Origin of the sequence: Methanosphaera sp. DEW79 (assembly GCF_003266085.1) — an archaeon.
Classification (GTDB): Archaea; Methanobacteriota; Methanobacteria; order Methanobacteriales; family Methanobacteriaceae; genus Methanosphaera; species Methanosphaera stadtmanae.
The window spans coordinates 63068-74747 of the sequence record NZ_MUZW01000019.1; the positions used below are offsets into that span (position 1 = coordinate 63068).

The 11680-nt window shown below is 29.2% G+C and carries 13 protein-coding genes and 3 tRNA genes; 6 read left to right on the forward strand and 10 right to left on the reverse strand.

What is annotated here, in order from left to right:
* The first annotated feature begins 209 nt into the window (after nucleotides 1-209).
* The 5 genes from BZ132_RS01785 (at nucleotide 210) to BZ132_RS01805 (ending at nucleotide 4041) form a co-directional block, all read left to right on the forward strand.
* Nucleotides 210-752, forward strand: a complete 543-nt coding sequence (locus tag BZ132_RS01785; protein WP_011405944.1) for a pyruvate ferredoxin oxidoreductase subunit gamma — start codon at nucleotides 210-212, stop codon at nucleotides 750-752.
* Between the two features lie 15 nt (nucleotides 753-767).
* Nucleotides 768-1010, forward strand: a complete 243-nt coding sequence (gene porD / locus BZ132_RS01790) for a pyruvate synthase subunit PorD (protein ID WP_011405945.1) — start codon at nucleotides 768-770, stop codon at nucleotides 1008-1010.
* Nucleotides 1011-1012: 2 nt separating this feature from the next.
* Nucleotides 1013-2152: a pyruvate synthase subunit PorA gene (gene porA / locus BZ132_RS01795; protein ID WP_011405946.1), complete on the forward strand. Its 1140-nt coding sequence runs from the start codon at nucleotides 1013-1015 to the stop codon at nucleotides 2150-2152.
* A gap of 6 nt (nucleotides 2153-2158) precedes the next feature.
* The gene (gene porB, locus BZ132_RS01800; protein WP_011405947.1) at nucleotides 2159-3034 is read left to right on the forward strand and encodes a pyruvate synthase subunit PorB; all 876 of its coding nucleotides are present in this window, start codon (nucleotides 2159-2161) and stop codon (nucleotides 3032-3034) included.
* 164 nt (nucleotides 3035-3198) lie between these two features.
* Entirely contained in the window at nucleotides 3199-4041 is an 843-nt protein-coding gene (locus tag BZ132_RS01805; RefSeq protein ID WP_011405948.1) for a fumarate hydratase, read from the forward strand.
* Nucleotides 4042-4392: 351 nt separating this feature from the next.
* Here BZ132_RS01805 and BZ132_RS01810 read toward each other — a convergent pair whose 3' ends face one another.
* The 6 genes from BZ132_RS01810 to BZ132_RS01835 all read right to left on the reverse strand — a co-directional run bounded on the left by BZ132_RS01810 (nucleotide 4393) and on the right by BZ132_RS01835 (nucleotide 9644).
* Nucleotides 4393-5046 carry a PhoU domain-containing protein gene (locus BZ132_RS01810; RefSeq protein ID WP_011405949.1) on the reverse strand — a complete coding sequence of 218 codons (654 nt, stop codon included), beginning with the start codon at nucleotides 5044-5046 and terminating at the stop codon, nucleotides 4393-4395.
* 28 nt (nucleotides 5047-5074) lie between these two features.
* Entirely contained in the window at nucleotides 5075-5833 is a 759-nt protein-coding gene (gene pstB / locus BZ132_RS01815; protein ID WP_011405950.1) for a phosphate ABC transporter ATP-binding protein PstB, read from the reverse strand.
* A 1-nt stretch (nucleotide 5834) separates the two neighbouring features.
* Entirely contained in the window at nucleotides 5835-6680 is an 846-nt protein-coding gene (gene pstA / locus BZ132_RS01820) for a phosphate ABC transporter permease PstA (protein ID WP_011405951.1), read from the reverse strand.
* Nucleotides 6677-7552, reverse strand: a complete 876-nt coding sequence (gene pstC, locus BZ132_RS01825) for a phosphate ABC transporter permease subunit PstC (RefSeq protein WP_286940277.1) — start codon at nucleotides 7550-7552, stop codon at nucleotides 6677-6679. Before pstC ends, pstA begins: the two co-directional genes overlap by 4 nt.
* 30 nt (nucleotides 7553-7582) lie before the next feature.
* A complete protein-coding gene (locus BZ132_RS01830) occupies nucleotides 7583-8401 on the reverse strand; it encodes a phosphate ABC transporter substrate-binding protein (protein ID WP_286940279.1) in 819 nt (272 codons plus the stop codon).
* A gap of 337 nt (nucleotides 8402-8738) precedes the next feature.
* Nucleotides 8739-9644 carry a phosphate uptake regulator PhoU gene (locus tag BZ132_RS01835; RefSeq protein WP_286940281.1) on the reverse strand — a complete coding sequence of 302 codons (906 nt, stop codon included), beginning with the start codon at nucleotides 9642-9644 and terminating at the stop codon, nucleotides 8739-8741.
* A gap of 127 nt (nucleotides 9645-9771) precedes the next feature.
* Between BZ132_RS01835 and BZ132_RS01840 the strand changes: the two genes are divergently transcribed.
* Entirely contained in the window at nucleotides 9772-10152 is a 381-nt protein-coding gene (locus tag BZ132_RS01840; protein ID WP_394295760.1) for a YigZ family protein, read from the forward strand.
* A gap of 31 nt (nucleotides 10153-10183) precedes the next feature.
* On the opposite strand, the gene BZ132_RS01845 is transcribed toward BZ132_RS01840, so the two are convergent.
* The 4 genes from BZ132_RS01845 to BZ132_RS01860 form a co-directional block, all read right to left on the reverse strand.
* A complete protein-coding gene (locus BZ132_RS01845) occupies nucleotides 10184-11050 on the reverse strand; it encodes a hypothetical protein (RefSeq protein WP_286940283.1) in 867 nt (288 codons plus the stop codon).
* 157 nt (nucleotides 11051-11207) lie between these two features.
* Nucleotides 11208-11291, reverse strand: a tRNA-Leu gene (locus tag BZ132_RS01850).
* Nucleotides 11292-11334: 43 nt separating this feature from the next.
* Nucleotides 11335-11406, reverse strand: a tRNA-Thr gene (locus BZ132_RS01855).
* Between the two features lie 31 nt (nucleotides 11407-11437).
* Nucleotides 11438-11521: transfer RNA gene (locus tag BZ132_RS01860), tRNA-Leu, on the reverse strand.
* Between the last annotated feature and the right edge of the window lie 159 nt (nucleotides 11522-11680).

Below are 11680 nucleotides of genomic sequence, written 5' to 3' on the forward strand. Positions count from 1 at the left end.
TAGTATTTATATATACTATTATTATATTGATGAATTTATCATTATAAATTACCACAATTATAAATATAATAAAAAATATAATGATTTAACATGATTAATTATAGTGTAGATATTTGAAAAAATTCTATTTATAAAAAAATACATTTATCTAAACATAACTATTTTTATTCACAATATAATATTATGAGATGAATTGGAGGATATTCTCAATGATTGAAATAAGATTTCATGGAAGAGGGGGCCAAGGAGCTGTAACTGCAGCTGAAATTTTAGCTAAAGCAGTTTTTGAGGAAGGTAAATATACTCAAGCTTTCCCTTCATTTGGTGTAGAAAGAAGAGGAGCACCAGTAACAGCATTCGCTAGAATTAGTGATAAACCAATAAGAAGACGATATCAAATATACTCACCTAAATATGTGGTAGTATTGGATGATACCTTAGTAAATGTGGTAGATGTAACATCAGGAATATTGGATGATGGTTCAATATTACTTAACTCAACAAATAATGATTTATCAGTATTTGAAGAAAAAAATATTGATGCAAGTGTCGTTGATGCTACAGGAGTGGCATTAGATATTATTGGAAGAAATATTGTAAATACAACAATGTTAGGTTTCTTAGCAGCTAAAACTGGAGTAGTGTCTCTAGATTCCTTATTAAAAACAATAGATGATACATTTAAAGGAAAAGTAGCTAGTGTAAACAAAGAAGCTACAGAATTTATTTACAATAAATATGCAAATGAATAAGGAATAGGTGAAAATATGGTAGCAAAAGGAGCAGTTGTTAAAGAACCTGGAAGTACTAGAAAAAATAAAACTGGTAGTTGGAGGACATTTAAACCTGTTGCAGATAAAGATAAATGTATAAGCTGTGGTCTTTGTTATTTATTCTGTCCAGATGGTTGTATTTCAGTAGAATTTAATCATGATTATGACTATTGTAAAGGTTGTGGAATATGTGCAGAGGAATGTCCAGTTGACGCAATTAAAATGGTGAGGGAATAAATATGGTTAAAAAAGTTATATCATCTGCAGAAGCAGTATCTGAAGCAGTAAAACGTGCAAGACCTAGTGTTATACCTGTATATCCAATTACACCACAAACAAAAATATCTGAAAAATTAGCAGATTATGTTGCTGATGGTGATTTGGATGCTCATTATATAAAAGTAGAATCAGAACACAGTGCAATGAGTGCAGCAATAGGTGCATCAGGAGCTGGTGTAAGAGTATTTACAGCTACATCAAGTCAAGGATTAGCATATATGCATGAACCAGTATTTGCAGCAGCTGGTATGAGAGTACCAATAGTAATGGCTAATGCAAATCGTGCATTATCAGCACCTATTAACATATGGAATGATCAACAAGATTCAATATCTGAAAGAGATAGTGGATGGATACAGTTATATGCAGAAACTGGTCAAGAGGCATTTGATACAATATTACAAGCATATAAAATATCTGAAAATCAGGATATCTTATTACCTACAATGGTATGTATAGATGGATTTATATTAACACACACTGTAGATCCTGTTGAAGTATTATCACAAGAAGAAGTAGATTCATTCCTACCAAAATATACAAGAGGATATTCATATCTTGACCCAGAAGATCCAATGTCTTTAGGAACATTAGCAGATACAGAATCATACCTAGAAATTAGACATGACATGGAAATAGCTATGGAACACTCATTAGATGTTATTGAAGAAGTAGGTAAAGAATTTGGTGACTTATTTGGAAGATACTATGGTCTTATTGAAGAATATAAATCTGAAGATGCAGACATAATCCTAATAGCAATGGGTTCACTTTGTGGAACAATAAAAGATGTTGTTGACAAAGAAAGAGAAAATGGTAAAAAAGTAGGATTAGTAAGAATAAGATCATACAGACCATTCCCAAAAGATGCTTTAAAAGTAGCAGTTAAAGATGCAAAATTAGCTGTTATTGATAAAGATATATCCTTTGGTGCAGGTGGAGCTGTATATATGGATGTAAAAGCAGCACTTGATAATGAAACATATGGTTTCATAATAGGTCTAGGTGGAAGAGACATAACTCCAATAGATATAGAAGAAATCATTGAAAAAACCGAAAATCCAACAAAAGATATAGAATGGATAGGATTAAGGGAGTAGATTAAGATGAAAGGTATTGACGAAAAAGAATATTTAGCATCAGGACACCGAGCATGTGCAGGATGTGGTGCTACAATAGCTGTAAGATTAGCTCTAAAAGCATTAGGTCAAAATACAGTTGCAGTTTCAGCAACAGGATGTCTTGAAGTAGTTACATCACCTTATCCAGAAACTTCTTGGGAAATTCCATGGATACATGTAGCATTTGAAAATGCTTCAGCAGTAGCAAGTGGTGTAGAAGAAGCACTTAAAGCACAGGGAAAAGAAGATGTTAATGTTCTTGTAATTGGTGGTGATGGTGGTACAACTGATATAGGTTTACAATCATTATCTGGAGCTATGGAAAGACAACAAAACATAATATACTTATGTTATGATAATGAAGCATACATGAATACTGGTATTCAAAGAAGTAGTTCAACACCATTTGGTGCAAGTACAACAACTTCTCCAGCTGGAAAAGTAAGTTTTGGTGAAGATAAACCTAAGAAAAACATGGCAATGATTATGGCTGCTCATGGAATTCCATATGTAGCAACAGCATGTGTTTCTCATCCATATGATTTAATGGAAAAAGTTAAAAAGGCTGCAGAAGTGAAAGGACCAGCATATATTCATGTATTACAACCTTGTGCTACAGGATGGGGTTATGCTCCTAAAGATACAATTAAATTAGGAAAATTAGCAGTAGATACTTATGCATGGATTCTTTATGAAATTGATCATGGAAAATTAAATATTACAGTTAAACCAAAAGAAAAACTACCTATAATTGAATATTTAAAAGTACAAAAAAGATTTAAACACTTAGATGAAAAACATATAGAAGCTATTCAAAACTTCGTAGATCAACAAAGTAAAGAATTAGGTTTAATGGAATGAATTATTTAGTATAATTTTTTCCTCTTTTTCATCTTATTTTAAACTTCATAGAGAATTTTTTTTTAGAACTTTTTTTTTAGAAATTAAATCTAAAACACATTAATATTAGTTTTAACATAATTTTTTAATAACTAACAAAATTTTTTTTTATTAAGGATGAAAACATGATTACTCAAGAACAAATTGCAAATGCAGTATGTGAAATATACAAAGAAGCTGCAATAATACTGCCAACAGATGTTAAAAATGCACTTAAAAATGCTTATGATGTTGAAGAAAGCGATATTGCTAAGTTAAATATCAAATCTATACTAGATAATATTGATATAGCAGAAGAAAAAGGCATACCTATGTGTCAGGATACAGGTTTACCAATAATATTTGTAAAACTAGGAAAAGTAGAAGTGGAAAATCTTCAGGAAGGAATAATTGAAGGGGTAAAAAAAGCTACACAGACAGTACCTCTTAGAACAAATGTGGTAGACCCACTAACAAGAAAAAATACTGGAAATAACATAGGTAAATCAATTCCACAAATAAATGTTGAATTGTCAGATAAACCAGAACTTGAATTAACAGTATTTCCTAAGGGATTTGGTTCAGAAAACAATAATAAATTAGCAATGCTCCTACCAGGAGAGGGAATTGATGGAATTAAAAAATTCTTTAAAGAAGCAATAATATCAGCAGGAGGAAAACCATGTCCACCTACAGTAATAGGTGTAGGTATTGGAGGTTCATCTGACATGGTAATGAAACTAGCAAAGAAAGCATTACTTAGACCAGTAGGAGATAAAAATGAGGATAAAAGATTAGCAAATCTTGAAGATGAATTATTAACAATTGCTAATGATACTGGAATTGGACCTATGGGACTTGGTGGAAAAACAACAACATTAGGTGTAAATATTGAATTAGCAGATACACATACTGCAGGTTTACCTGTAGGGGTATGTGTTCAATGTTGGGCTGCAAGACATGCATCAATAACTCTTAAAGATGAATAAATCTCTTTTCATCTTCATATTTTTTTTTAAAAAATAGTAACTCTTTTTCTAACAATAAATTTTCTATAAAAATTTTTCTAAAAATAAAAAAAATGATGGGAGGAGAAGTAGAATATCTTTTTTGGCTTTAGAAAGGTGGTTAATAGATAAAAGTTGGGGATTTAAAGGATTTTTTTTATATTTTTTGAGTAATATATAAAGGGGAAGTATTACTTTTATCTTAAAATAACTTTTTATAACATAGTTTTTTTATTTAATTTAAATTTATAGGGATTAATTTATAATTTCAACTTTTTTTTAGAAAGACTACCTTTAATCTTCTATCTATTAACATTATATTTTTTGGATATTCTATTCAGTGTGATATTTTTGCATAAGTAGAACTCTTCCACCTATACTTTCAGATCTATCTGCAATTCTTTCAAGATATCTGGCTATTAATAAGAATGGAACCAATGTATTTATAGTACTTGTATCTTCTTTCATTGCTTTTGTTACAGTAACTAGGAATTCATCAAATAAATCATCAACAATATCATCATCTTCTTCAAGTTCTGCTGCTTCTTCAGGATTTTTTGTAAGATATGATCTGATACTTCTATTTAACATGTTTTCCACTTCTTGAGCCATTTGATCCATTGAATCTAATGGTTTTTTAGGAATTTTTTCTATTTCTATTTCATTAGCAATTTCTGCCATGTTAAATGATAATTTTCCAATTCTTTTTAAATGGTTAGCGATTTTTATAGTGTTTGCTACGAATCTTAAATCAGTAGCAACTGGTTGTTCCATTGCAAGAATTTTCACAGACATAGAATAAATTTCTTTACTTTCTTTAACAATTCTATTAGTATTTTCCTCTATGATTTTGTATTGTTCATCATTATAATTGTGGAATAGTTCTATAGATTCTTTATAGTTATCTATTGTTAAAGTAGATAATTTTTCTGTAGATTCTTCTATTTCTCTAATTTTTTTTCTAAATCTTCTTCTAAGTTCTGGCATTTTTTTATTCCTTCTTTTTTTATAATACTTATCCAAATCTTCCTGTAATGTAATTTTCAGTTTGTTTATTTTTAGGATTAAGGAAGATATCATCTGTATTTCCAGTTTCTATAATTTCACCATTTAAGAAAAATGATGTGTATTTAGATACACGTGTTGCTTGTTGCATATTATGTGTTACAATGACTATTGTGTAATCCTTTTTTAATTGGTTAATAAGGTCTTCAACTTTAATTGTTGATATAGGATCTAATGCAGAACATGGTTCATCCATTAATATTATTTCAGGAGAAACTGCAATTGTTCTTGCAATACATAATCGTTGTTGTTGTCCTCCAGATAATCCTAATGCAGATTTATCTAATTTATCTTCTACTTCATCCCATAACGCTGCAGCTTTAAGACTTTTTTTTACAATTTTTTCTATTTTATCTTCATCTTTTTCACCATGGATTCTGAGTCCATATGCAACATTATCATATATGGATTTTGGAAATGGATTTGCCTTCTGGAATACCATTCCCACTTTTTTTCTAAGTTCTACAACATCTACATTATTATCATAAATATCTTTTCCATCTAGTAGAATTTGTCCTTCTTTTCTAAAGATTGGTATTAGATCATTCATTCTATTTAATGTACGTAGAAATGTTGATTTACCACATCCTGATGGACCAATTAATGCAGTTACAGAATTTTTTTCAATATCTGTGTTAATATTTTTAAGTACATTATGGTCATCAAAGTATGTGTTTAGGTTTTTAACTTCAATTACTTTATTACTCATATTATTCTCCCATCATTTTCTTTTGGTATCTGTCAACAAGATAATTTGTTGAGATTGTTATAGCTAATATTATTACAATTAATACTGTAGCAGTTGCAAATGTATTTGGTATTGAAATACCTTCAGTAGCTAACATGTATAGGTGTAATGGTAGTGGTCTTGCTGGATCAAATATTGTTATTGGTATTGCTGTTGATGATCCAACAGTATACATAATTGCTGCTGTTTCTTCTATTGCTCTTGCCATACCAAGTATTACTCCTGTAATAATTCCTGGTATTGCAGCAGGTAATATTACATTTTCTATTGTCTGCCATCTTGTTGCACCCATTCCAAGACTTCCTTCTCTGTAGTTTGGAGGGACTGCTTCTAATGCATTTTCTGCTGTTCTCATAATAGTTGGCATTGCCATAATTGCTAATGTAAGTGATGCAGATAAGATACACCATCCTAAGTTTAAGAATTCTACAAAGAATGCTAATCCAAATAAACCAAAGATGATTGATGGTAATGATGCTAATGATTCAGAACAGAATCTTATAGCTTTTACAAATTTTCCTTCACCAGCATATTCATATAAGTATATTGCAGAACCTACTCCTATAGGTGTTGCAATTAATACTGCAAAGAATGTTACATAGATTGTAGACACAATCATTGGAAGAATTCCACCTTCAGCTCCAAAGTCTTTAGGACTTGTTGTAAGGAATTCCCAACTTATATGTGGTAGACCATTAATTAATATGTATCCTATTATCACAATAAGAATTAGTAATGTTAATAATCCTAATCCCCAGAATACATATTTCATTATTGTATCTTGTTTTTTAGTGGTTGATGCATTCATAAATCACCACTTCCTTGCATCTTAGATTTATATCCTATGTAGTCTGCAATTGCTATTAATATCATAATTACTATTAATAGTATAATTCCTGTTGCAAACAATGCATTATAATGTAGGTCTATAGCATAACCCATTTCTATTGCAATGTTTGATGTAAGTACTCTAACTGGTTCAAATATTGATCCAGGTATTTGAGCAACGTTTCCTGCTACCATAATTACTGCCATTGTTTCACCAATAGCTCTTCCCATTCCTAGAATAATTGCTGTTATTATTCCAGGTGCTGCTGATGGTATGATTACTTTATATATTGTTTGCCATTTTGTTGCACCTAGTCCAAGTGATGCTTCTTTAAAAGATCCAGGTACGGCCATAATAGCATCTTCTGTTACACTTATGATTGTTGGTAGAATCATTATTGCAAGTATAATTGCTGCTGCTATTAAACTGAATCCAGTTCCACCAAAGTGTTCTCTAATAAATGGTACTAGAACTACTAGTCCAAAGAAACCGTAGATTACTGAAGGAATCCCAGCTAAACTTTGTATTGTTGGTTTTAATATTTTTTTCATTGTATTGTTTGCATATTCTGTTATGAATATTGCACAGCCTACTGATAATGGTATTGCAATAATTAATGATATTACCATCATTTCAAGTGTACCTATAATCATTGGAAGTACACCATATATATCATGTTTAGGTTCCCATTCCATTCCAAAAAGGAAATTGAAAAATCCTATATGTTCTATTGCAGGCATACCTTCTATGAGTATGAATCCTATGATTAATAATATTATAATTACAGATAGTATTGCAATTATCATTAGACCTTTTTCTACAATTAATTCTTTTAATTTGATATTTGTCATTTTAATCCTCATTTCACATTCTAGAAAGTTTTAATTTACAGGGACTAAACCTTCTTCTGATACGATTTTTTGACCTTCATCACTTAGTACCCAGTTAATAAATGTTTGTGTTTGATTATCTGGGGTTGAATTAGTTAAGAATAAAAATGGTCTTTGTACTACGTAACTTCCATCTTTAATATTTGAATCTGTAGCTTCCACACCATTGATTTTTAATTTTTTAATTTGATTTTCTCTTAAATCTGATAATGATGCATATCCTATTGAATTTGGATCTGAAGATACTGATTGCATTAATGATCCTGTTGAACTTTGTACAACTGCATTTTTAACAAAGTCTTCATCATCTAACACTACTTTTGTAACAGCGTCTCTGGTTCCTGAACCATCTTCACGTGTTATTACATTTATTTTTCCAGGTGTTCCTCCAACTTGACTCCAGTCAGTTATTTTACCTGTAAAAATATCTTTTACTTGGTCTTTTGTTAGGTCTGATACTTTGTTATTTGGATTTACAATAATTGCTATTCCATCAGTAGCTATTTTTGTTTGTTTAACATTAGCTCCTGCTTTTTTGGATGCTAATTTGGAAGAATATGTTCCTATTTGGGCTGAACTTTTTTTAACACTGTTTAGTCCCATGGAAGATCCTCCTCCTTGTACTGTTAATTTATCACTAGAGTCTATTTGCATATACTGTTCAGCTAATTTTTCTGCTACAGGTTGTACTGACGTAGAACCTGCTATAGCTATGTTATTATGCTTTTCAACTCCTGGGGCAAAAACCATAAATCCAGCTATTAGTAGTATTATAACTACTAGTATTATGAATTTATAATTATGTTTCATCTAAATTATACCTCTAACTTTATAATTTTATTTCATTTTTTTCTCCCTGTATATTTCATAATTTGTAGGTAGTCTATTTAAAGGTTGGTTATTATGGGTACTTTTATGTGCAAAATAGGAACTCATTGCTTATGTAATTCACATATATTGTACTTTTTTAGAATTCATGTGAACTATATATGAATTAATAAAAAAAAGTGTTCCTAAATTATGAACTATTGTTCTGTAGATAAGTGAATAAAAAATATAAAAGAGTGTAAAAAAAGTGAACTATATTTTAAAAAACCTTTCTTATCAATTAGAATATTCTAAAAAAAAATAATAAAAATTTTAAAAATTAATTTTTATTATTAAAATACTTAAAATGGGTGCTGTTATTATAAGATTGGTTTTCAATATAAAATTGGGTTGTAGCTTCGGTTATTTCAATAGATATGTCTCCAATTCTCTCAAAGGATTTAACAACTCTAAATAATACTAAGTAATATGTTGAGTTTTTCTTATCTATATTATCTTTAGCCATTTGGCTGGATATTTTCTTAGTAGCTAATTTTTGTAAGTTAGTTAATTCCCTTTCATAACGATCCATTTTTTCCTTAATATTCACATCTCTTTTAAGAAAACTACGAACAGCTTTTTTAAACATAGTTTCTGACATTTCATACATTTCTTCTAATACATCAATAATTGGTTCTTTAACTTCCTTATTCTCCTCAAGAACAAATTTTGGTATATGACATATATGATCACCAATACGTTCCATATCATATGCAATTTCATTGAACATTATTGTGTTGTTAAATTCAAAGTATGGATCTAGTGATATAACTGTATCAGTGGATGACTTAATTTTTGTATACATATGATTTGTATTCAAATCTTCATCTAATGCTTTTTGAGCCAAATCAACATCGTTGTTTTTCAGTGCTTCAAATGACCATGCAAATTGTTTACAGATTTGTTCACCCATTTCCTTCATCATTTCCTTAATGAAGTATTCTCCAGAATATTCTGGTAGAGAATTTTCTGTTTCATAGTTTTCAGATATTTCATTGAATTTTTTTAAATCAACAACATATGCTTTTTTAATAACATTTTCATCTATTAATGGCTTTAATAATTTAGTTACATATCTTCGACTTATATTTAATTTTTCAGCAATTTCATCTTGTGTTGATGGTGCTTCATATAATATAATATCAAGAATTTCTTTTAATGTGTTATTTTTTATATTCTTAGGCATAATATAGCTCACTTTATTATAAATAATTATAACTTTTAAAAAAAATTTATTTATTTATGTATTATTTAATTTTTATTTATATAATAAACTTATCTATAAGACTTATAAAAATAATATAATAAATTAGGTGATAACTTTGACAATAAAAGAGGTCTGTGCTGGAAAACTAGTTGATCGTAAAAGTAAATTTTATGCACATTTATATCAGATAGAAAATCTTACAGATGATATTCAAGAAATACAGAAAATACACAATAAGAAATATAAAAAGGCAGCCCATCATTGTTATGCAGCAATAGTAGGTAATGATGAAGATTCACGTAATGATGGAGAGGTGGGATCTCCTGGTAGAGTACTACTTGAATTACTTCAGGAATATAATTTAGATGGATATATGATTATGATTTCACGTAAATTTGGGGGTATAAAATTAGGACAAGGTGGAGTAGCACGTGCATTTAGAAATAGTGGTCGTGGAGTAATAAAAACATATATTGAAAATTCTTAAAAAAATGTTTAAAAAAAATATGTGAGAGAGATTATTCTTCTTCATAATAATAGAAGTAATCTTCATCTTCATCTTTAAAATTTCTATTTTTATAGTTTCTTCTAGATTTATAATTTGTTTTGTTGTTAAATTTTTTGTTATGAAACTTCTTTGTATTGTTATGGAATTCATTTTTAAAATTATTATTTATAGGTTCATGTCTAAATTCACGATAATTATTTTTTTCTTTAATTTCATTAGGTACTGTAAGAGCAGTATATAATATTGCTAATATAATAAGTATATTTACATATTCCTTTAATGAACTAAATACTGAAAATAGCATTGAAGCTTGTGTACTTGTATCAGCATAACCTATGATTAATTCAATGATTCCTACAATAATTAAGATAATACCATGATGAGTACTAAGTTTTTTAGAGACTAATGGATATAATCCCATAACAATAAGAGCATAACCTATAGTTCTAAATAATGTCCAATTAGTTAATGATTCTAAGTTGTATACCACTGTATTAGGTATGATATTAATAGTACCTAGGAAGTGTATTAATTCTATAATTAAAATAACAACTAATGGAAATAAAAATAACAATCTAGTACTGATATGTGATGAGTCATCATGAGTTTCTTTAGTGTACTGATATTTTTTATTAATATTATAATCAGTATATGAACTATCTGTATCATAATAAGTAGTTTCTGTACTTGAAGCATCATACTCGGCAATCTTATCCTTTACAGGTTCTTTAATATATGTTTTTAACATTTCAGCCGCTAGTGATGATACAACAGCACCAATAACAGTACCACTAATTCCCATTACAGATGTTAATATTGCAGTAACTCCAGAAATTAGAGCTAAAATTAACATATCTGTTACGTCAGCTTTAACCATTTATCTAACTCCTTATTATTTTCTTACTAATTTCAAGTATATCTTTCTTATACTTAATATGTCTTGTGTAGATATAATATAAAGTTAAATATAATTTCTAGAAAAAATAGTTAATAATTTTTTAAATAAATCTTAATAAAATTAGTTTATTATAAAGTGCAGGAGATGGGATTTGAACCCACGTAGGCCTACGCCAGAGGATCTTAAGTCCACCCCCTTTGGCCAGCTCGGGCACCCCTGCATATAAAAAAAATATTATATTTCTTATTAATCAGATAAATATAAGCCTTAGGGGGGAATTGAACCCTCGACCTATGCCTTACCAAGGCATCGCTCTACCCCTGAGCCACTAAGGCAATTAAATTTTAGAATTAGTTTATTATAAAGTGCAGGAGATGGGATTTGAACCCACGTAGGCCTACGCCAGAGGATCTTAAGTCCACCCCCTTTGGCCAGCTCGGGCACCCCTGCATATAAAAATATTTCTTTTTTAAATCTAATTATTTCTGATTTGTATAAGAACAATATAATATTTCATCAAAGTTATATTTATACTTTTTGTTTTTTTAATTTATTTATGAAAATAGATTCTTTAAATATTTACTAAAAAAAATTACATAATTTCATGAA

What these genes read in the sequence shown, in the direction of transcription:
- BZ132_RS01785 (WP_011405944.1), top strand. Translation starts at nt 210, where the DNA reads ATGATTGAAATAAGATTTCATGGAAGAGGGGGCCAAGGAGCTGTAACT.
- porD (WP_011405945.1), top strand. Translation starts at nt 768, where the DNA reads ATGGTAGCAAAAGGAGCAGTTGTTAAAGAACCTGGAAGTACTAGAAAA.
- porA (WP_011405946.1), top strand. Translation starts at nt 1,013, where the DNA reads ATGGTTAAAAAAGTTATATCATCTGCAGAAGCAGTATCTGAAGCAGTA.
- porB (WP_011405947.1), top strand. Translation starts at nt 2,159, where the DNA reads ATGAAAGGTATTGACGAAAAAGAATATTTAGCATCAGGACACCGAGCA.
- BZ132_RS01805 (WP_011405948.1), top strand. Translation starts at nt 3,199, where the DNA reads ATGATTACTCAAGAACAAATTGCAAATGCAGTATGTGAAATATACAAA.
- BZ132_RS01810 (WP_011405949.1), bottom strand. Translation starts at nt 5,046, where the DNA reads ATGCCAGAACTTAGAAGAAGATTTAGAAAAAAAATTAGAGAAATAGAA.
- pstB (WP_011405950.1), bottom strand. Translation starts at nt 5,833, where the DNA reads ATGAGTAATAAAGTAATTGAAGTTAAAAACCTAAACACATACTTTGAT.
- pstA (WP_011405951.1), bottom strand. Translation starts at nt 6,680, where the DNA reads ATGAATGCATCAACCACTAAAAAACAAGATACAATAATGAAATATGTA.
- pstC (WP_286940277.1), bottom strand. Translation starts at nt 7,552, where the DNA reads ATGACAAATATCAAATTAAAAGAATTAATTGTAGAAAAAGGTCTAATG.
- BZ132_RS01830 (WP_286940279.1), bottom strand. Translation starts at nt 8,401, where the DNA reads ATGAAACATAATTATAAATTCATAATACTAGTAGTTATAATACTACTA.
- BZ132_RS01835 (WP_286940281.1), bottom strand. Translation starts at nt 9,644, where the DNA reads ATGCCTAAGAATATAAAAAATAACACATTAAAAGAAATTCTTGATATT.
- BZ132_RS01845 (WP_286940283.1), bottom strand. Translation starts at nt 11,050, where the DNA reads ATGGTTAAAGCTGACGTAACAGATATGTTAATTTTAGCTCTAATTTCT.